At 65.9% G+C, this 20,624-nt stretch carries 19 protein-coding genes; 4 read left to right on the top strand and 15 right to left on the bottom strand.

Going from position 1 to position 20,624, the window contains the following annotated elements:
- Window positions 1-49 precede the first annotated feature (49 nt).
- From ACVILH_RS23675 to cysK, 3 genes are all read right to left on the bottom strand, one after another.
- Complete coding sequence (locus ACVILH_RS23675) at window positions 50-217, bottom strand: hypothetical protein (protein WP_456715038.1); 168 nt, start codon at window positions 215-217, stop codon at window positions 50-52.
- A gap of 136 nt (window positions 218-353) precedes the next feature.
- Window positions 354-593 (bottom strand): BrnA antitoxin family protein, encoded by a 240-nt coding sequence (locus ACVILH_RS23670; RefSeq protein ID WP_456715037.1) that lies wholly within the window; start codon window positions 591-593, stop codon window positions 354-356.
- Between the two features lie 2 nt (window positions 594-595).
- Window positions 596-1,564, bottom strand: a complete 969-nt coding sequence (cysK, locus tag ACVILH_RS23665) for a cysteine synthase A (RefSeq protein WP_456715036.1) — start codon at window positions 1,562-1,564, stop codon at window positions 596-598.
- 525 nt (window positions 1,565-2,089) lie between these two features.
- Between cysK and ACVILH_RS23660 the strand changes: the two genes are divergently transcribed.
- Window positions 2,090-2,308 (top strand): hypothetical protein, encoded by a 219-nt coding sequence (locus tag ACVILH_RS23660; protein ID WP_456715035.1) that lies wholly within the window; start codon window positions 2,090-2,092, stop codon window positions 2,306-2,308.
- 160 nt (window positions 2,309-2,468) lie between these two features.
- On the opposite strand, the gene ACVILH_RS23655 is transcribed toward ACVILH_RS23660, so the two are convergent.
- A complete protein-coding gene (locus ACVILH_RS23655; protein WP_456715034.1) occupies window positions 2,469-3,863 on the bottom strand; it encodes an alpha,alpha-trehalose-phosphate synthase (UDP-forming) in 1,395 nt (464 codons plus the stop codon).
- 101 nt (window positions 3,864-3,964) lie between these two features.
- On the bottom strand, window positions 3,965-5,113 hold the full coding sequence (gene tgt / locus ACVILH_RS23650; protein WP_456715033.1) for a tRNA guanosine(34) transglycosylase Tgt: 1,149 nt from the start codon (window positions 5,111-5,113) through the stop codon (window positions 3,965-3,967).
- A gap of 271 nt (window positions 5,114-5,384) precedes the next feature.
- Here tgt and ACVILH_RS23645 point away from each other — a divergent pair, with 271 nt between their 5' ends.
- On the top strand, window positions 5,385-6,410 hold the full coding sequence (locus ACVILH_RS23645; protein ID WP_456715032.1) for an aspartate-semialdehyde dehydrogenase: 1,026 nt from the start codon (window positions 5,385-5,387) through the stop codon (window positions 6,408-6,410).
- 93 nt (window positions 6,411-6,503) lie between these two features.
- Here the strand turns inward: ACVILH_RS23645 and ACVILH_RS23640 are convergent, their stop codons facing one another.
- The 7 genes from ACVILH_RS23640 to coaD form a co-directional block, all read right to left on the bottom strand.
- Window positions 6,504-8,525 (bottom strand): hypothetical protein, encoded by a 2,022-nt coding sequence (locus tag ACVILH_RS23640; protein WP_456715031.1) that lies wholly within the window; start codon window positions 8,523-8,525, stop codon window positions 6,504-6,506.
- On the bottom strand, window positions 8,518-9,303 hold the full coding sequence (locus ACVILH_RS23635; RefSeq protein WP_456715030.1) for a copper chaperone: 786 nt from the start codon (window positions 9,301-9,303) through the stop codon (window positions 8,518-8,520). Before ACVILH_RS23635 ends, ACVILH_RS23640 begins: the two co-directional genes overlap by 8 nt.
- Window positions 9,304-9,313: 10 nt before the next feature.
- Window positions 9,314-10,777, bottom strand: coding sequence for a DUF7868 domain-containing protein (locus ACVILH_RS23630; RefSeq protein ID WP_456715029.1), 1,464 nt, complete (start codon window positions 10,775-10,777; stop codon window positions 9,314-9,316).
- Window positions 10,778-11,005: 228 nt separating this feature from the next.
- Window positions 11,006-12,079, bottom strand: a complete 1,074-nt coding sequence (gene queA, locus ACVILH_RS23625; protein ID WP_456715028.1) for a tRNA preQ1(34) S-adenosylmethionine ribosyltransferase-isomerase QueA — start codon at window positions 12,077-12,079, stop codon at window positions 11,006-11,008.
- A 179-nt stretch (window positions 12,080-12,258) separates the two neighbouring features.
- On the bottom strand, window positions 12,259-12,723 hold the full coding sequence (locus ACVILH_RS23620) for a peptidylprolyl isomerase (protein ID WP_456715027.1): 465 nt from the start codon (window positions 12,721-12,723) through the stop codon (window positions 12,259-12,261).
- A gap of 289 nt (window positions 12,724-13,012) precedes the next feature.
- A complete protein-coding gene (locus ACVILH_RS23615) occupies window positions 13,013-13,576 on the bottom strand; it encodes a peptidylprolyl isomerase (protein WP_456715026.1) in 564 nt (187 codons plus the stop codon).
- A 68-nt stretch (window positions 13,577-13,644) separates the two neighbouring features.
- On the bottom strand, window positions 13,645-14,139 hold the full coding sequence (gene coaD, locus ACVILH_RS23610; protein ID WP_456715025.1) for a pantetheine-phosphate adenylyltransferase: 495 nt from the start codon (window positions 14,137-14,139) through the stop codon (window positions 13,645-13,647).
- A gap of 273 nt (window positions 14,140-14,412) precedes the next feature.
- Between coaD and ACVILH_RS23605 the strand changes: the two genes are divergently transcribed.
- On the top strand, window positions 14,413-14,670 hold the full coding sequence (locus tag ACVILH_RS23605) for a hypothetical protein (protein ID WP_006609347.1): 258 nt from the start codon (window positions 14,413-14,415) through the stop codon (window positions 14,668-14,670).
- Between the two features lie 92 nt (window positions 14,671-14,762).
- Here ACVILH_RS23605 and gyrA read toward each other — a convergent pair whose 3' ends face one another.
- On the bottom strand, window positions 14,763-17,513 hold the full coding sequence (gene gyrA / locus ACVILH_RS23600) for a DNA gyrase subunit A (RefSeq protein ID WP_456715024.1): 2,751 nt from the start codon (window positions 17,511-17,513) through the stop codon (window positions 14,763-14,765).
- 246 nt (window positions 17,514-17,759) lie between these two features.
- On the bottom strand, window positions 17,760-18,644 hold the full coding sequence (locus tag ACVILH_RS23595) for an SDR family oxidoreductase (RefSeq protein WP_456715023.1): 885 nt from the start codon (window positions 18,642-18,644) through the stop codon (window positions 17,760-17,762).
- 93 nt (window positions 18,645-18,737) lie between these two features.
- Here ACVILH_RS23595 and ACVILH_RS23590 point away from each other — a divergent pair, with 93 nt between their 5' ends.
- Entirely contained in the window at window positions 18,738-19,643 is a 906-nt protein-coding gene (locus tag ACVILH_RS23590) for a helix-turn-helix transcriptional regulator (protein WP_456715022.1), read from the top strand.
- A 74-nt stretch (window positions 19,644-19,717) separates the two neighbouring features.
- Here the strand turns inward: ACVILH_RS23590 and ACVILH_RS23585 are convergent, their stop codons facing one another.
- Complete coding sequence (locus tag ACVILH_RS23585) at window positions 19,718-20,215, bottom strand: single-stranded DNA-binding protein (RefSeq protein ID WP_456715021.1); 498 nt, start codon at window positions 20,213-20,215, stop codon at window positions 19,718-19,720.
- Between the last annotated feature and the right edge of the window lie 409 nt (window positions 20,216-20,624).

Here is a 20,624-nt window from a genome sequence, read left to right as displayed (position 1 = left end):
GTCGGGACAACTCCGGCAGGGCAGACGATGCGCGGCAGACACTTGCTCGTCACGACATCGCCGTTTCGCCGGACGGGAAACGCGAGAGAACTACAAAGGAAGTATGAAGACGATAGATCAGGATCGACGCGATGAGAAGGAAAAGTTCCATCAGCACGAGCACCTGCGCCAGTTTACCACTGGGCGATCTGCGCTGACGCGACGCCGATGGTACCATGGGGACGATCCTGCTCCCCACCGGGTACAGCGGTGCGGATGGGAGCCAGCCTCACTGGAGAGTTGCCCCGTCCATAACGGACGAGCCTGGAGGGCATCGGATCGCTCCGCCTCCAGGCTCGGGACTTGGTGTCGAGCTATAGACCCGCCGCCTTGCGCAGCGCCGCATTGATGCGGTCCTGCCAGCCCGGGCCCTCGGACTGGAAGTGCTCGAGCACGTCCTGATCGATCCGCAAGGTGATCTGCTCACGCACGCCGGGGACGGCCGCCCTTTTCGGCGGCGCCTCGACCGGCTTGGTCGTCACCTTCTTGAACGCCGCCTCCGCCTCCGTGCGGGCGTCGGCGAGCGTGCGGGGACGCCGCGGCTGATCGGCCATGATCAGATTCCCTCGAACAGCGCCGTGGACAGATAACGTTCCGAGAACGACGGCACGATCGCCAGGATCGTCTTGCCCGCATTCTCCGGCCGCTTGCCGAGCTCGATCGCGGCCGCGATCGCAGCGCCTGAGGAGATGCCGCCGGGAATGCCCTCATTGCGCGCCAGCGCGCGCGAGGTCTCGATCGCGGTCGCGCTGTTGATCTTGACGATCTCGTCGATCACGGCGCGGTCGAGAATATCAGGCACGAAGCCGGCGCCGATGCCCTGGATCTTGTGCGGCGAGTGCTGGCCGCCGGACAGCACCGGGCTCTCCTCCGGCTCGACGGCCACCACCTTGAGACCCGGCTTACGGGATTTCAGCACCTGGCCGACCCCGGTGATGGTGCCGCCCGTGCCGACGCCGGCCACGAACACATCGATGTTGCCGTCGGTATCGTTCCAGATCTCCTCGGCCGTGGTGCGGCGATGGATCTCCGGGTTGGCGAGGTTCTTGAACTGCTGCGGCATCACCGAGTTCGGCGTGGTCCGCAACAGCTCCTCAGCGGTAGCGATCGCGCCCTTCATGCCCTGCGAAGCCGGCGTCAGCACGATCTCGGCGCCGAGGAAGGCGAGCATCTTGCGCCGCTCGACCGACATCGATTCCGGCATCACCAGCTTCAGCTTGTAGCCGCGCGCCGCCGCGACGAAGGCGAGCGCAATGCCCGTATTGCCGGAGGTCGGCTCGATCAGCACGGAGTCCGGCTTGAGCACACCGGCCTGCTCCATCGCCAGGATCATGCCGACGCCGATGCGGTCCTTCACGCTGGCGGCCGGATTGAAGTATTCCAGCTTGGCCAGGATGGTCGCCTTGACGCCGTGCTGCTCCGGCAGATTTCGCAAGCGCACAATCGGTGTATTGCCGAATGCGTCGACAATTGAGTCAAATACGCGGCCGCGTCCGGGGCGCTGTGTCGCAGCAGACGAATCCATGACATCACTCCTTGCGCACATCGGCGCGGTATCGACAGAGGTTCTGACTATCTTCAGCGAGCCTGCTGCGCTGCGCAAGCACGTTTGCGCGATGGTATGATCGCCGCGACGCACAACAAGTCGTCGTTAAATTGCGCAAAACCTACGCATTTGTGTTGCGACAAGGTCAATACACTCGGTGTATCTTCGGCCGAAGATTCACGGTGTGGATCGAACGCAGCCGAGCGGGCATCAGCAAGATGTCATCTTGGGAATGGTATAAGCGGATGTTGATGCCACACCAAGCCGCCCTTGTAGAACAGATCTTCTAAAATCGGATTTTATAAGAAGAGACCACCAGACAAACTCTTTGTGTGACTGAATTCGTGTGACGCACTTCAGACCCGTTGGAAGTTGGACGAGTTGAAACTTGGAAGTGTCGGAAATCGGACGATTAGGACTCAGATTCGTTCGAAACGCGACGCGCTCAAATTGACGCCATTCAAACAGAAGACGACGACAAAGAGATTGTCCCAGGAGGTCCCTATGTCAGCACTCGCTGATCTCATTTCGACCGCATCACCGAAGCCCGATCCTCGCGGCTGCGACTTGCCGACCTGCCCGGTCTGCTCCGACTCGATGATTGCGGCAGAGGCCTCGGCCTATCTCGCCGACAATGTGATCAGCTATCTCTGGACCTGCGATACCTGCGGCTACGGCTTCGTGACGAAGCACGCGCTCCGAACCCGTTTCGTCTGCAACTGAGCGGCTCGAAACGGTGATGCGGGCGGCATCTCGTCCCGCAACGAAGATTTTTGCCCCTCACCCGGCATGATTGACGGTTGCAGGCGTGTCGCCTGTCCCATGATTTCGAGCAATCACGGCTCTCTCGGGCGGCAAGTCGCGCGCGGACGGCAGACAACGGTCAAGCGGCGATCGGCAGACCACGCGTCGCCCTCAGGCGCGCAACGAAGCTGTCGCGCCAGGCCTGCACATCGTTCCGGCTGACCACGTCGTAGAGCGCCCGCCAGCGCGCCATGCGCTCGGCGCGGTCCATGGCCAGCGCCCGGCGCAAGGCGTCCGCGACCTCTTCCCGGCTGTTCGGGTTGACCAGCAACGCGGCGTCGAACTCGCGGGCCGCGCCCGTGAACCGCGACAGGATCAGCACGCCGGGATCTTCGGGGTCCTGGGCTGCGACATATTCCTTGGCGACCAGGTTCATGCCGTCGCGCAGCGGCGTCACCAGCCCGACGCATGAGGCGGCATAGATGCCGGCGAGCTCATCCCGCCGGTAGCTCTTGTTGACATAGCGAAGCGGCGTCCAGTCCACATCGGAGTACTCGCCATTGATGCGCCCCGACAATGCGTCCAGCCGGCTGCGGATCTCCTGATAGGCAAGCACCTGCTCGCGGCTGACCGGCGCGATCTGCAGCATCAGCACCTTGCTGCGCAGCTCGGCGTTTTCAGCAAGAAACCGCTCGAAACCGAGAAAGCGCTCCTCCATCCCCTTGGAATAATCCAGGCGATCGACGCCGACGATGAGCCTCCGGCCGGCGGTCGCCCCGATCAGCCGCTCGCGGCTGGATCGCGCCGTCTGCGTGCGGGCCAGGCGCGCGAATTCCGGAGCATCGATGCCGATCGGAAAGACGCCGGTCTCGACCGAACGGTCGAAGGCCGAGAGCAGCCCCTCCTCCGTTCGCCGGCCGGCCGCCTGCGAGACGACGTAGTCCTCGAAGGCCTGGAGATAGTCCTGGATCTGGAAGCCGAGCAGATCATACGCAAACAGCGCCTGCACCAGGTCGCGGTGCTCGGGCAGATTGACGAAGACCTGCGCGGCCGGCCAGGGCACGTGGAGAAAGAAGCCGATCCGGTTCGCGAATCCCCGGCGGCGCAGCTCGCGCCCCAGCGGGATCAAGTGATAGTCGTGGATCCAGATCAGGTCGTCAGGCTCGACCAGCGGTGCAAGAGCGTCTGCAAAGCGCTCGTTCACCAGCCGGTAACCGTGTTGAAAGTCGCGGTCATAGACCGCGAGGTCGGGCCGGTAGTGCAGCAGCGGCCACAGCGTCTTGTTGGAATAGCCGTTGTAGTAGTTGCAGAACCCCGCCTCGTCGAGGTCGATCGTGGCGGTCATGACGCCGCCGATGCGCTCAACCTTCAGTTGACCGGAATAGGCACTGGCCGTTTTCCCGGTCCAGCCGAACCACAGTCCCGAGCTGCCGCGCAAGGCGGCCGCCAGCGCCATGGCCAAACCCCCGACGCTCTCGTCGCCCGCGCTCGACGGAGGATTGACCCGATTGGAAACAATGATCAGCCGGCCCAACGTCCACCTCCGCGCTCACGGTATCATAATAGTGATACCTTGCAGGCGTGTGACTGGCACGACAAATCTGGATCACGCAGCTTTGAATTGTGCTGGCAATTTCACAGCGGGGCGATATCGCCGCGGGCCCAATCCGACTTGGTGCGCTCGTAGAACTCGGTGAAGCACCCTTGCGCGATCGCCTCGCGCATCCCGGCCATCAGCTGCTGGAAATAGGCGATGTTGATCTCCGACAGCAGCGTCGCGCCGAGCGCCTCCCCGGCCTTGATCAGGTGATGCAGATAGGCGCGCGCGTAGCTGCGCGCCGGCGGCCACGGGCTCTCCTCGTCGAGCGGCCGGGCATCATCGGCATGGCGCGCGTTGCGCAGGTTGACCGGCCCGAAGCGGGTATAGGCGACGCCGTGGCGGCCGTTGCGGGTCGGCAGCACGCAGTCGAACATGTCGACGCCGCGCTGCACCGACTCCAGGAGATCGTCCGGCGTGCCGACGCCCATCAAATAGCGCGGCCGGTCGGGCGGCAGCGCCGGCACCGTGGCCTCGATCATCTCCAGCATCACGGCCTGCGGCTCGCCGACGGCGAGGCCGCCGATCGCATAGCCATGGAAGCCGATGTCGACCAGCGCCTGCGCGCTCGCCACCCGCAAGTCCGGCACGTCGCCGCCCTGCACGATGCCGAACAGCATGTAGCCGGCGGGCGCGCTCTCGAAGGCGCGGCGGCAGCGCTCGGCCCAGCGCAGCGACAGCCGCATCGCGCGCTCGATGTCGGCGGGCTCCGCCGGCAGCCGCACGCATTCGTCGAGCTGCATCGCAATGTCGGAATTGAGCAGCCGCTGCACCTCGATCGCGCGCTCCGGCGACAGCTCGATCTTGGCGCCGTCGATATGCGAGCGGAACGTCACGGCCTGCTCGGTGACCTTGCGCAGGCCCGACAGCGACATCACCTGGAAGCCGCCGGAATCGGTCAGCATCGGCCCGCCCCAGCCGGTGAAGCGCTGCAGCCCGCCGAGCGCCGCGATCCGCTCCGCGGTGGGCCGCAGCATCAGATGATAGGTGTTGCCGAGCACGATATCGGCGCCGGCCTCGCGCACGTCGCGCCAGTGGATGCCCTTCATCGCCCCGGCGGTGCCGACCGGCATGAAGGCTGGGGTGCGGACCACGCCATGCGGCGTCGTCAGCCGACCGGTGCGGGCCGCGCCGGAGGTCGCGAGCAATTCGAAATGGTTGGGAAGGTCGTTAGCTGGGGAGCTCATGGCGGCTTATTGCGTCAGGACGGCCCCCGATTCAACCGCGATCGGCGATGTTTGCCTGATCAGGGCCGTTGACGCCGGAACCTCACATCCCTATGGTCCCGCACCATGTTCAACGCGACCAAACGCACGACGAAAACCACCAAGCCCCAGGGGGACTCGGGAGGCGTGCGCGCGTAATCGAACGATATCGCGACCATCTTCGAACCGAAGCCCCGCCTGATGAAGGTCCGGGGCTTTTTTTATGCCCAAATTTCAACCGGAGACCTGAGAAGTGCCGCAAGATCCCACCATTGCCATCGTCGGCGTCACCGGCGCCGTCGGCGCCGAGTTCATCGCCACCCTGGACCGCCGCAACGTCCGCGTCGGCAGACTGAAGGCGCTGGCGAGCGCCCGCTCGGCCGGCCAGACCCTCACCTTCCGCGGCCAGACGATCGTGATCGAGGAGCTCAACGAGCGCTCGTTCGAGGGCGTCGACATTGCGCTGTTCTCGGCCGGCAGCGGCATCTCCAAGAAGTTCGCGCCGATCGCGGTGCGCTCCGGCGCTGTCGTGGTCGACAATTCCTCGGCCTTCCGCATGGATCCGAACGTGCCGCTGGTGATCCCCGAGATCAACGCCCGCCGCATCCGCGACCACAAGGGCATCATCGCCAATCCGAATTGCGCCGCGATCACCGCGCTGGTGCCGCTGTGGCCGATCCACCAGCAGAACCGCATCAAGCGCGTGATCATCTCGACCTACCAGGCCGCCAGCGGCGCCGGTGCGGCGGCGATGGACGAGCTGGTGCAGTCGACCCGCGCCAACCTCAACGGCCAGGTCTATGCGCCCAAGGTGATGCCGCATCCGTTCGCTTTCAACCTGTTCAGCCACAACACGGCCATCGACCCCGACACCGGCTACAACGACGAGGAGACCAAGGTCATCAACGAGACCCGCAAGATCTTCGAGGATGAAGGCATCGCGATCGGCGTCACCTGCGTCCGCGTGCCGGTGCTGCGCGCGCATTGCGAGTCGATCACCTTCGAGTGCGAGAAGCCGATCACGGAGGATGACGTCCGCCGCATCCTCGCGACCGCCCCGGGCGTGCGCATCGTCGACGACCGCGCCAAGAACTACTTCCCGATGCCGGTCGACGCCTCCGGCCAGGACGACGTGCTGGTGGGTCGCATCAGGAAGGATCTGTCGGATCCGTCGGGCCATTCCATCGCGATGTTCGTCGCCGCCGACCAGTTGCTGAAGGGCGCCGCGCTGAACGCGGTGCAGATCGCCGAGCTGCTGCCCGAGCGGGTGATGGCCTGAGGCCGCACGGCGCGATGCGACGGCAGCCGGCCTGGTGCCCAGTCCGGCTGCCGCAACGCCGTGCGAAGCGGCTTTGCCGGCGCATGCCCCCACTCACTGCGGCGTGAGGCCCCATTGCTTGGCGAGCTGGCGGCCGGCTCCGTCAGGCAGCACGGTGAAGCCGCTGCGACGGATCTCGGCGGCATGCGCACCCAGACCCTCGACCAGAGCGGCTGCCGCGGGCCTGGGATCGGTCACGTAGTCCCAGCCGGCGGCCAGCCATGGGCAACGCCCCGCGATTGTCCCGCGCGCCGCGGGCGTCCTGCGGGTGACGAAGTCCGGCAGGTCGGGGCCGCCGTCCGGCGTCCTGCGCGCCTTGACATCGGGAATCTCCAGCGTCAGCGCGCCGTCCGGGCCGCGCACGACATTCATGGCCCCGAGCAGCGCGATGTCGAACGGCACCGCCTGCTTGTGCGCGACATAGACGTAAGCCAGCCGGCGGATGCTGTCGAAGTCGGCCATCGCACGATACAGATGGGCGCAGATCGCGCCCAGCGCAGGATTCACATGCTTGGCGAGCAGGAGCTGCGCCGCCAGCCCGGCAAGCTGATCGGGGCCGATCCGACCCGCCGCGAAATCGGCAATCGCCGCGAGCGCATTGCGGAACGCCTCCCGCGCGTCGTGCTCGCCATAGGCGAGCATCACGTCGCCCGTCGCGCTTTGCTTCACGACGACATACAGCTCGTCGTAGGGCACGACCGGCACGAAGCTGCCATCGGCGAGCTCGACCAGCACCGGCAGGCCCTCCGGGTCCGCGCCGACCCGGAAGCCCATGCGCGCCGCGGTGTGACGGCCCGACTGCGGCGGCTGCCGCGACCAGAGCGTGGCGTCTCCAGCGATGATCAGGTTCGACCCGTCCGGCCCCGGCGACGGCTTGATCTGCGTGACGCTGCGGCGAAACTCGCCGGCGGCCTTGGCGCGCGCCTCGGCCACGGCATCCGCCTCGAGCTGCAGCGCGAGCGCCTCCGCCGCACGGCGCGACTCCTGTGTGCCGCGACGGCTCCGGTTCGACGGCGTGGCCCGCAGCCGGATCAGATCGTGCAGCATGTCCTCGCTCGCGCGCGGGATCGGCAGCGTCTCCTTGGAGACACCGAAGCCGAGCTTGTTCAAGCCGAACCCTGGTCCGAGAACACGGTCGCGGAACGCCGCATCGGTGCGGACCAGCTCGAGATTGCGCGCCGCCTCGGCCGCATCGGGCGCGGGCGGCGCCTGCCCCCTGGTCGATGCCTCGCCGATCGCCGGCCATGGCTGCAACGCGATGCCGCTCTCCGACGGCGGCTTGTTCTTGTCGTACAGCACGGCCGCTTCCGGATCGACCTGGCACTGCGGATTGAGCTTCAGCCGATAATCCCTCGCGCGCTGGGCAGTGCGGTTGCGCACGCAGACGCCGAAGGTGTTGGTGGTGATCACGTCGTTGCTGATCGCCGACGGCTCCTTGCCCCACAGCACGTCGACGATGACGCCGGAGAAGATGCACTTGCCCGGACTGTTCGAGTTCTCCTCGACCACCATGAAGCCCTGCTGACCATCCTGGCAGGCGGAGAACCGATCGAATTTCGGGCTCTCCACGCGCTCGCCCTGCACGGTGATGCCGCGCACGGGGGCGAGCCGGATCAGATCGAAATCCTTCGGAGCCTCGCGGCAGGCGTCGGAGATCAGGGTGATGCGCTGGACGTCGTGATGCAGCAGCTCCTCGATGAAATTATCGGCGACGACGCGATAGCGCTCAAGCAGCGAGTCGCTGAACAGCCAGGAGATCGAGCCGACATTCGCATCGGTCAGGCCATGGCCGCAGAACGCCAGGACGAGATGATCGATGCCGCCCTTGTCGGCCGACAGCAACGCATCCACGGCCTGCTGCACCCGCGCAGTGGTCACCGGGTTGGCCTTGCCGTCGACCCTGCCGTCGTCGACCACCGCGACGTTATCAGGCCCGAAGTCCGAGCGCCGCGCCCAGTCGCCGAGCGCGCGTGCGGCGATCACGGCGCCGTCGAGATTGGCGAACGACGCCGGTGCATTGGCCTTGACCGGCAGCACATTGGCCACGCCGATGGCGAGACAGGCGCGCCTACCCATGGCGAAGCAGGCCGTGCAGCGGCGCCCGCGCCGAGCGCGGGTCGATCGCCCTGAGCAGCGCCGGCCAGCGCCAGCGCGGCGGCTCCGGCGGCGCCAGCCGCTCGCCGAGCATGATCGCGCCGACGGCCAGCATGGCTGCCAGATGCCAGTCCTGCACGGCCACCGCCGCCAGCATCCACGGCCAGCACGAGCCGACACACCAGATCGCATGCACGACGCCATAGCGCACGCAGTCGCTCGCTGCCGCCCAGCCGAACAGGCTGATCCGCATCTGACAGTGGCCGCGGTTGAGCATGGCGCGCTGCCAGGGACAGGCGCTCCAGACCAGCGCCATGATGACGAGCAAAAAGGTCACCCACGGGCTGCCGCCGCCCAGCATACGCAGCGTCACGGCGAGCACGATCAGCGGCGGCCCGGCGGCCATCCAGACCGCGCCATAGCCGATCAGGAACAGCGCCAGCGATCCTACGCGGCGTTGCGGCAAGCTCGACCGCCAGACGTGCATCAAGGGCGCGGCGAGCAGCGGCGGCATCATCGCCAGCAACATCAGCGCCCAGCCGGCCATGAGCGGCCCCGGCGGATTGAGCGCGATCGCGACGGCGACTGCGTCGGCGACGTTCGCCGCGGTCAGCTCGCTGATCGCGCTGGCGCGACAGAGCAGCGGCACGGTCGCGGTTGCCATGCCATAGGCCGACAGGACGAGACCGCATCCGGCCGCGGCAAACAACATCCGCCAGGGCGGATGAGCGAAGCTCCGCAAGATCGCCGCGCGCGGCATCGGAGCACGCTCAGCCGACGATGCCGGTGCGCTTCAGCACGCTGATCTTGTCGACGGTGATCGGCTGCTGATCACTGACATGCTCGCCGGGCACCAGGGTGACGCGGAGCTTGTTGGGATCGAAGCCGCCGGCCTGCTCCAGGCGTTGCGCCAGCTCGGTGATGTCGAGCGTGTAGCCGAGGCCGTTTCCGGCGTGACGGCCATGCGGCCGCGAGGCGACGTTGAGGCCGAACATCGTGAGATTGCCGGCGTGCAATTCCGGGTGCGCATCCGGGTCGGCGCCCTCGGGCAGATTGACGTAGACGTCGATCTGCGGCGCCGGAGCTTGGCCGCGGACGGCCTCGAGCGCGAGATACAGCCGGCTCACTTTCGCTCCCGGCGTCGTGGCGCCCATCGCGGCCACTCCGGCCGTCGTCGCCTGCGGCTCCAGCGTCACGAGGCTGCTTTCCGGCTTGCTGCCGACGCTCACCGCGCCGGCATTTGCGCCGATCGGCTCCACCGTCTGCTGATGCGAAGGACCCATGCCCACACGTGCCATGGCGACAGCTCCCGGAACGACGCCCGTCCCCTTCGTCAGATCATCATAGGTGGGATGGAAACGACCGCCGGTCAACGTGTCGGAACCGCCGAAGGTGATGCCGGGATCGGCGCCGCCCAGCTGTGGCATCAGGAAGGGCCGGTCGGCCGGTCCCTCGCGCCAGCGCGAGTCCCGGGTCATCTTCTTGCCCGGCGCGCGCATCCAGGCCTCCCACATCCGGTCGATGTTGCAATGATGCAGCCAGAACAACGGATCGAGCCCGGCGAGCCGCGGATCGGTCATGTAGCCGCCGACCAGCCGGTGGACCGTGTTGTGCGGATTGTTCTCGAGATCGCCGGTCCAGTTGCCGAACTGGATGAAGTCCCCGGTGATGCCGCCGCCATAGCCGATGCCGCCGGCGACGGTGAAGTCGGTTTCGTGCGCCGCAGCGAGGCTGAAGGCGTCGCGCCGGCCCGGCTGCAAGGCGCTCAGGCCCGGGCGGCGCGGATAGGTCTTCAGCGGATTGGGATCGCCGTTCGGCAGCTTGTCGGCGATGAACGCCGCGGGCACCTTGCGGGCATCCGGGTTGCTCGCATCGAGATAGTTCCAGTACGGCAGCGCCCAGTCGTCGCCGGTGAGCTCCTTCACCTTGGCCGCGACGATCGCTTCGAAGGTCGCGAGATAGCCGCGGTGCCAGGGCAGGAAATACCAGCTGCCGTGCTGGCATTGATCACCATAGGTGCCATTGGTCAGGTCGGCCGGCACCGGTCCTGCGCCGATCAGCTCCTCGCTGCGCCACAGGTCCTCGTCGAAGCCATGCATGGCGCCGAGAAATTTCCAGCTGTTGCGGTTGCTGATCGGTAATGCATCGAGCGCTCGCATGGCGAGCGCGTAGTTCAGCAAAGTCTTATTCCAACCGGCGCCCAGCTTCGCAACGTCCTGCCGAACCGCACCCATGACAAAATCCTTTCCTGTCGAAAAGCTGTCTGGTCGTCTCAACGAACTAACGAGATGGGGCGGCCGCGATGTGTGACGCACCCCACAATCAATCATTGCTGCAATGGTTTGATACTAGCGCAAATTGCCGATCAGGCAAGTACTCGCTCGCAGGCATGCGCCGACACTCTGCCGCAGGTCACTGCGGCAGACGGCGCTGCGGTAAAGAGTCGTTGGTTGGTGGATGCGCTACTCGGCGCGAAACAACAGGCACGCATCGCCATACGAATAGAAGCGGTAGCCGCTCTCGATCGCATGCGCATAGGCCGCCTGCATCGTCTCGAGTCCCGCAAAGGCCGAGACCAGCATGAACAGGGTCGAGCGCGGCAGATGGAAATTGGTCATCAGGATGTCGACGGCACGGAAGCGATAGCCGGGCGTGATGAAGATCGAGGTCTCCGCCTCGAACGGCGCGATGGTGCCGTCCGGCAGCGCGGCGCTCTCTAACAGCCGCATCGAGGTGGTGCCGACCGCGACGATGCGCCCGCCCTTAGCGCGCGCCTCGTTCAGCGCGGCCGCGGTCTCGGCCGTGAGACTCCCCCACTCCGCATGCATGCGGTGGCCTTCGGTGTCATCGACCTTCACCGGCAGGAAGGTACCGGCGCCGACATGCAGGGTGACGCGTTGCAGCCCGACGCCGCGCTCGCGCAGGCGCTGCTCCAGCGCCGGCGTGAAATGGAGGCCAGCCGTGGGCGCGGCGACCGCGCCCTCCTTGGCCGCGAACATCGTCTGATAGTCGGCGGCATCCTGCTCGTCGGCGGGGCGCTTACCGGCGATATAGGGCGGCAGCGGCGGCCGGCCGAGATCGGCGATCGCCTGGTCGAGCGCGGGGCCGTGGAAGACGAAGGACAGCGTCACCTCGCCCTCCTCGCCCTTGGCCTCGACGGTGGCATCGAGATGGCCGAGCAGGCACACCTTGCCCTCATTGCCGAAACGGATCGTGTCGCCCGGCGCGAGCTTCTTGGCCGGCCGCACCAGCGCCTGCCAGCGCGAGCCGTCGAGCCGCTTGATCAAGGTCACCTCGATCTTGGCCTCGGTCTCGCGGCTGATGCGGCGTCCGGAGAGCTGCGCGGCGATCACCTTGGTGTCGTTGACGACGAGCTGATCGCCGGGCTCCAGCCAGTCCGGCAGATCGCCGACGGTGCGATCGCGCAGCACGCCGTCGCCCTGCACCACCAGCATGCGCGCGGACTCCCGCGGGCTCGCCGGCCGCAGCGCGATGTTCTCGGGGGGAAGATGGAAATCGAAGAGGTCAGTGCGCATCGTCGATCTGGACGACTGCCGGAAACCTCATCCTGAGGAGCGCGTCTCGAAGGATGAGGCCCGACTGTGGCCTCATGGTTCGAGATGCGTGCTGCGCACGCTCCTCACCATGAGGGGTTGGCTCCCAACGGGGTCGACCATGAACACGCCAATCGGCGTGTTCATGGAGAGGCCGTTCGTTACGCCGCGTCGGCGGCCATGTAGGCCTTCACGATCTTGTCTGGGTTCTGCACCGGCTCGCCGCGCTTGATCTTGTCGACGTTCTCCATGCCCTCGGTGACCTTGCCCCAGACGGTGTATTGCTTGTCGAGGAAGCGGGCGTCGTCGAAGCAGATGAAGAACTGGCTGTCGCCGGAATCCGGGCTGGCGGCGCGGGCCATCGAGGCGGTGCCGCGGACATGCGGCTCGGCGTTGAACTCGGCCTTCAGCTTCTTGCCGGAGCCGCCCATGCCGGTGCCCTGCGGACAGCCGGTCTGCGCCATGAAGCCGTCGATCACGCGGTGAAAGACGATGCCATCATAGAAGCCCTCACGGACGAGCTCCTTGATGCGCGCGACATGGCCAGGCGCGAGATCGGGACGCATCTCGATGGTGACGGGGCCCTGGGTGGTTTCGAGGATCAAGGTATTTTCGGTCGCAGCCATTCTGGTCTCTCAGGTTCTGGTTGAATTGATGAGGGGCAGGACAACGGACAGTCCGGGGTCTGACATGTCGCGGCGCCTTCTCATGTGCGGCCGCCACCCCTCCTGACGGCACTCCGGGCACAACGAGGCCCGGGGCGATGCGGGTCCAGAATAGACCCAACGCGCTTAAAGCTGAAGCCGCCCGGCCTGTCGATGCAGGGGGCGGCGCGTGGCAAAGGGTTCCTTAAATTGTGCGGGAACCCCGGGCCCGAAGCCCGGGTGCTCTGCTCGCTCCAGCGATTGATCCGGGCTACTTGATGTCGGAAGCGACCTGGACCTTGACCATCTTGTCCGGATCGGTCACGGCGCCACCCGCCGAGCCCGGAGGCGCCTTCTTCAGCTTGTCGACGACGTCCATCCCCTGCACGACCTCGCCGATCACCGTGTACTGGCCGTTGAGGAAGGACGCATCGCCGAAGCAGATGAAGAACTGCGAGTTGGCGGAATCGACGCTGTCGCCGCGGCGCGCCATGCCGACGGTACCGCGCTTGAACGGCGTCTGCGAAAACTCCTGCTTCAGGTTCGGATATTTCGAGCCGCCGGTGCCGTTGAAGTTCTGGCCGTCGCCGGTCTGCGCCATGAAGCCGTCCATGACGCGGTGGAACGGCACATTGTTGTAGAAGCCCTCGCGCGCCAAGGTCTTCAGGCGCTCGGCGTGCTGGGGCGCGAGATCGGTGCGCAGCTTGATGATGATGCGGCCCTTGGTGGTGTCGATGACCAGCGCATTCTGCTTGTCGAGCCCGGCGGGCAGCGATTGCGCCAGCGCAGGCACGGCGAACACGAGGGCGACGACGAATGCGAGAGCTCGGATCATGGCAACTCCGATGAGATTTGACGGTGTGAAGAGATCGACACAGTGCCGGACGGCCAACGCCGGACTGATCAGTTGAATTTCGCCTTGAGGCCCGCGGCGACAGCGGCGGGAACGAAGTGAGAGACGTCGCCGCCCATGGCGGCGATCTGGCGCACCAGCGTGGCCGCGATTGGCCGGACAGCAACCGAGGCCGGAACGAACACGGTTTGAACCTCCGGTATCATGGTCTGGTTCATGCCGGCCAATTGCATCTCGTAGTCGAAATCCGTGCCGTCGCGCAGGCCCCGGATCATCATGATCGCACCGGCCCGTTGCGCGGCGGTGACGGTCAGATCGTCGTAGGTGGACGCTTCGAAGGCACAGCCGGCCGCCGCGGCGATCGGGCTCAACACCTCGTGGACCATCGCCAGCCGCTCCTCGGTCGAGAACAGCGGCTTCTTGCCGTGATGCACGCCGACCGCGACGATGAGCTTGTCGCAGAGATGAACGGCCTGCCGGACCACGTCGAGATGGCCGTTGGTGACGGGATCGAACGAGCCCGGATAGAGCGCAATGCGTTGCATGCGCCCGTCCTATACCGGCGGGAACAGGCGGGCAAGCCGCCCTCACCCGTGCTGTCGCGGCTGTGATGGCGCCCCTGCCTGTGTGCGCTGCGACGAAGTCGGCCGGAACTGCCGCCCCTTACCGCGATTATTTCCTCGGAACCTCGGCCACGAAACACAAGCCCGCAGGCGCGAAACCAAATCGCTGCCCGCGCGAAAGCGTCTCGAAACCGGCTCCGGTTAATAAATCCTTAACGAACGACGGGCCGAACGGCCCAACCACAGGGGACCGTCATGATCAAAGCGCTTTCTGCCGTCGCAGCAGCCGGCTTCGTGGCTGCCGCCCTCACCGTCTTGCCCGGCCTCGCTCCCGAGGTGAATGCCAGCGTGCCGCAGCCGCTGGCCAAGGGTGACCGCCTGGACTTCCGCCCGATCGGCCGCGACTGCTCGCAGCAGGCCTGGCCGAATTTCGAAGCCTCGTGCCTGCGCGGCGCCGGAACGAAATCGACGATCCGCGAGGCGCGGATCGTCGGTGTCGAGCGGACGCAGTGAGAGTAGCGAGTAGCGAGTAGCGAGTAGCGAGTAGCGAGTAGGTGGGATCTGATTCTGCCCTATTCGCTACTCCCTATTCGCTATTCCCCATGTCATTCGCCGTTCGCGCCCTCGGTCCCATTGCCGCTAGTGCCGTTCTCGGCCTCCTCGCCGATATGCTCGACCGAGACGACATGCTCATCGTCAGCCGTGTTGAACACGATCACGCCCTGGGTGGAGCGGCCGGCGATGCGGATGCCGTCGACCGGGCAGCGGATCAACTGGCCCTTGTCGGTCACCAGCATGATCTGGTCGCTGTCCTCGACCGGGAATGAGGCGACCAGCTTGCCGTTGCGGTTGTTGACGGACATCGCGACGATGCCTTTGCCGCCGCGACCGGTGGTGCGGTACTCGTAGGACGAGGTGCGCTTGCCGTAGCCGTTGACCGAGACGGTCAGCACCACCTGCTCCTGCGCCGACATCTCGACATAGCGCTCCTGCGAGAGCTGGATCGCGCCGGCCGCAGCCTCATCGCCTTCGCTCTCGACCGGCTCCTCCGCCGTCGTCTCGCCCGCCATCGCGCGGCGCATCTTCAGATAAGCCGTGCGCTCGTCCGAGGTGGTCTCGACATGGCGCAGGATGCACAGCGAGATCACCTTGTCGCCCTCGGCGAGCGCAATGCCGCGCACGCCCATCGAGGTACGCCCGGTGAACACGCGCACATCGGTGACGGGGAAGCGGATGCACTGGCCGCCGGCCGCAGTCAGCAGCACGTCGTCGCGCTCGGTGCAGATCTGGACGTTGACGATCTCCTCGCCCTCGTCGAGCTTCATCGCGATGATGCCGGAGCGCCGGACATCGACGAAATCCGACAGCTTGTTGCGGCGGACATTGCCGCCTGTTGTCGCGAACATCACGTCGAGATTAGCCCAGGATGATTCATCCTCCGGCAGCGGCATGATCGTGGTGATGCGCTCGCCCTGCTCCAGCGGGAGGATGTTGATCAGCGCCTTGCCGCGGCCGTTGGGCGCTGCGATCGGCAGCCGCCAGACCTTCTCCTTGTAGACCTGGCCGCGCGACGAGAAGAACAGCACCGGCGTATGCGTCGAGGCGACGAATAGCCGGCTGACGAAATCCTCCTCGCGGGTCTGCATGCCCGTGCGGCCCTTGCCGCCGCGGCGCTGCGCCCGATAGGCCGACAGCGGCACGCGCTTGGTGTAGCCGGCATGGGACACGGTCACGACCATGTCCTCGCGCTGGATCAGGTCCTCGTCCTCCATCTCGCCTTCCTGCTCGGCGATGACGGTGCGGCGCGGCGTGGCGAACTCGGCCTTGATCGCCGACAGCTCGGTCTTGACGATGTCCTGGACGCGGGCACGGGAGCGCAGGATGTCGAGATAGTCGGCGATCTCCACCGCCAGCTTGTCGAGCTCCTCGGAGATCTCCTCGCGGCCGAGCGCGGTGAGGCGCTGCAGGCGCAGGTCGAGAATCGCCTTGGCCTGCTCCAGCGACAGCCGCGCGGTGCCGTCGGGATTGATGCGGTGACGCGGGTCGTCGATCAGCGTGATCATCGCCGCGACGTCCTGCGCCGGCCAGTCGCGCGACATCAGGGTTTCGCGCGCGGTGTTCGGATCGGGCGAGGTCCGGATCACGCGGATGATCTCGTCGATATTGGCGACAGCGATGGCGAGACCGACCAGGATGTGGGCGCGGTCGCGCGCCTTGTTGAGCAGGAACTTGGTCCGCCGCGTCACCACCTGCTCGCGGAACGCCACGAACACCTGAAGCAGATCCTTCAGGTTCATGGTCTGCGGCCGGCCGCCATCGAGCGCCACCATGTTGGCGCCGAAATTGGTTTGCAGCGGCGTGAACTTGTAGAGCTGGTTCAGCACCACATCCGGCACGGCGTCGCGCTTGAGCTCGACGACGACGCGGAAGCCGTCGCGGTCGGATTCGTCGCGCAGGTCGGAGATGCCCTCGATCTTCTTCTCGCGCACCAGCTCGGCGATGCGCTCGACCATCGAGGCCTTGTTGACCTGGTACGGGATCTCCGTGATCAGGATCGCCTCGCGATCCCGACGGATGGTGTCGATCGTGACCTTGCCGCGCATCACGATCGAGCCGCGGCCGGTGTGATAGGCGGAGCGGATGCCGGCGCGGCCGAGAATGATGCCGCCGGTCGGGAAATCCGGCCCGGGAATGATCTGGTTGAGCTCGTCGATCGACAGCGCCGGATTGTCGGTCAGCGCGATGCAGGCGTCGATGACCTCGCCGAGATTGTGCGGCGGGATGTTGGTCGCCATGCCCACGGCGATGCCGCCGGCGCCGTTGACCAGCAGGTTCGGAAACTTCGCCGGCAGCACCGACGGCTCCTTCTCGGAGCTGTCGTAGTTCGGCTGGAAGTCGACGGTGTCCTTGTCAAGATCGTCGAGCAGCGACTGCGCGATCTTGGTCAGGCGTGATTCCGTGTAGCGCATCGCCGCCGGCATGTCGCCGTCGACCGAGCCGAAATTGCCCTGACCGTCGATCAGCGGCACGCGCATCGAGAAGTCCTGCGCCATGCGCACCAGCGCGTCGTACACCGACTGGTCGCCGTGCGGATGATATTTACCGATGACGTCGCCGACGGTGCGCGCCGACTTGCGGTACGGCTTGTTCCACTCGAAGCCGTTCTCATACATGCCGTAGAGAATGCGCCGGTGCACGGGCTTGAGGCCGTCGCGCGCATCGGGCAGCGCCCGCGCCACGATCACGCTCATCGCGTAATCGAGGTAGGAGCGCTTCATCTCATCGAGGATGGAGACGGGACGAATGTCGGAAGGTCCGCCCGGCTCGCCGGGCTTCTCATCTTCTTGGTCGGACAAAGGGGATACCGGTCGGTTTTGACACGCGAAAATCGCTTGGAATCATATAGCGCATCGCGTCGCGACAGGCCACCCCCCGCCGCTCCCGGCGGAAGGATTTTTTGGCCGCATTTCCAGTTACTTAAGGAGTGAGCCGAAGCTGCCGCGCGAGCCCGCCGGAGACCTCGCCAAAGTGCCCTCGCTCGCCCTGCTTCCGAGACGCGTCCGAGACACGAAGCCTCGAGCTCCGAGGACAGCCCGGATACCTCAGTAGCGCATCTGCTCGAGGTCGGCGATCAGCCCTGGCCCGGTCGGCCGCCAGCCGAGCCGATCCTGGGTCCTCGCACCCGACGCCCACAGATCCATCGCCGCAAACATCGCCAACCACCCGAAGTGCTGCTGCGCCTCTGCGGCCGACAGCGAGATGACGGGCACGCCGAGACCCTTGCCGAGCAATTCGGCAATCCGTCGCAGCGCGATGCCCTCCTCGGCCACGGCATGGTAGCGCGCGCCGGGCGCGCCCTTCTCCAGCGCGAGCCGATAGAGCCGCGCCACGTCGGTCACATGGGCTGCGGGATAGCGATTGCTGCCGTCTCCGACATACGCGGACGCACCTTTCGCGCGCGCGATCTCCACCATGTACGTGATCAGGCCCTGCTTGACCTGATCATGCACCTGCGGCAGGCGCACGATCCGCACGTCAACGCCGTCGTCAAGCAGCGCGTTGGCGGCGACCTCCGAGGCCGAGCGCGGATTGGCCTGAGTCAGGTCGAAAATGTCCTCGTCGGCGGGCTTGCCGGGACCGGCGCTGCCCATGCCGGTGCCGGAGGTGATCAGCAGCGGACGGTCGGAGCCGCGCAGCACCGAGCCCAAGGCCGCGATCGCGCGCCGATCCTTCTCGCAATTGGCGAGGAAGTTCGAGAAATCATGATCGAACGCGACGTGGATCACGCCGTCGGCCTTGGCGGCACCGCTGCGCAGACTGTCCAGATCCTCGAGCGTGCCATGATGGACCTCCGCGCCGGCCGCTGCCAGGCGCCGCGCGCCCTCGTCCGAGCGGGTCATTCCGATGACCTCGTGACCGGCCTGAAGCAGTTCCGGCACGATCCGCGATCCGATGAAGCCCGTGGCTCCGGTGACAAATACACGCATGAGTGTCTCCAATCGATGGCGGCGAAGCTGTTCGCCGCCGCATGATTGGGATAGTTCTTCATCGCATTAAAGACGTGAGGTTATCCGGGTATAATGACTAACAGGCCAAGCACCCAGCCAAGCATACGGCCAAGCATCGGGCCAAGCACCGGCGGCGGCGCCGACAATCCCCTCGGCAGCTATCTCAGGGATCGCCGCACGCGGCTCGACCCGGCCGCCTTCGGTTTTTCCGGACGGCGGCGAACGCCCGGGCTGCGCCGTGAGGAGGTGGCGCAACGCGCCAACATCAGCGCCACCTGGTACACGTGGCTCGAGCAAGGTCGCGGCGGCGCTCCATCGGCCGAGGTGCTGGACCGGATCGCAAGCAGCCTGATGCTGACGGAGCCCGAGCGCGAGCACCTGTTCATCCTCGGACTTGGGCGCCCTCCGGAGGTCCGCTACAAGCCGTTCGAGGGCGTGACGCCGCGGCTGCAGCGCCTGCTCGACAGTTTCGAAGCCAGCCCGGCCCTGATCAAGACCGCGACCTGGGATGTCGTTGCCTGGAATCAGGCTGCCGCCGTGGTGCTGACGGATTACGGCAAGCTGCCGCCGGCGGAGCGCAACGTTCTTCGCCTGTTGTTCTCCAAGCCGCACATCCGCGACGCGCAACACGATTGGGATGCGCTCGCCCGCTTCGTCGTGGGCGCCTTCCGGGCCGACGTCGCCCGCGCCGGCGCGACGTCCGAGGTGAAGCACCTCGTTGACGAGCTCTGCCGCGCAAGCCCGGACTTCGCGGCGCTGTGGAACGAGAATGTCGTTGTCGTTCACGGCGAGGGCGTGAAGCGCCTCACCCACCCCAGCTTCGGTGCGATCGAACTGGAATACTCGGCCTTCCTGGTCGATGGCCGCCCGGATCTCAGCATGATCGTCTACAATCCGGTGGACGTCGCGTTGACCGATCGTATTCGCGCGATGGTGAGACAGCGCCTCTCAAACTCCGAGCACGACGCCCGCGCTTGATGCGCGCTTCATCGCCGACCTCGAACAACGCTGCACATCGCGCCGTAGCGAAGGTGCAGCGCCGGTCTTGAACCTCAGAACGGAATGTCGTCGTCCATGTCGCTGTTGCGGCTGGCGGCGGCCATCGGACGGCGCGGCGCCGGCGCGGAGGACGGGCTGCTCATGCCGAAATCGCCGCCGCCCATGTCATCGGCGAAATTGCCGCCGCCGCTTCCGCCGCCACGGCCACCCAGCATCGTCAAGGTCGAGTTGAAGCCCTGCAGCACCACCTCGGTCGAGTACTTCTCCACGCCGCTCTGGTCGGTCCATTTGCGGGTCTGCAGCGCGCCCTCGATATAAACCGTGGAGCCCTTCTTGAGATACTGCTCGGCGACCTTGCAGAGACCTTCATTGAAGATCACCACGCGGTGCCACTCGGTCTTTTCCTTACGCTCGCCGGTCGCCTTGTCGCGCCACGTTTCCGACGTCGCGATGCTCAGATTGGCGATCGGCCGACCGTCCTGGGTGCGGCGGATCTCCGGGTCTTTGCCCAGATTGCCGACCAAAATCACCTTGTTCACGCTACCCGCCATCACACTCTCCCGCGGTTTTCAGATCACCGGACCGGTCCTGCCGACCGGCCTCTCGGCGCAAGGTGGCTGACCTCTTCCTCTTCGGCCGGACCCTATACGGTTGCCGCGCCAGCCACCTGCTTTCTCGCTGCTTATCCACATATAGCAGCCCGCAGACGATTGTTCCAGTTTTGTTCGCGCGCCTGGAATTACAACCAGACAGCGAGTTCACGGGAACCCAAGGGAACCACAGGGAACCCAAAGTTCCCTGCCTGGAACCCGGAAAAAGTTCCCCAGATCACGAAAAAGCGATTAACTTTCATTAACTTAGATCGCCTTACATCCTCCTCGCCTGTGGCTTTTGGGAGACGGTATCCAGGGTTGAATCGCGTATATTTGCGGATGGATTGAGGCCGCCAAGGCGGTCGCG

The sequence above is a fragment of the Bradyrhizobium sp. USDA 4353 genome (assembly GCF_054063215.1).
This window is presented reverse-complemented; position numbering and strand designations above follow the sequence as displayed.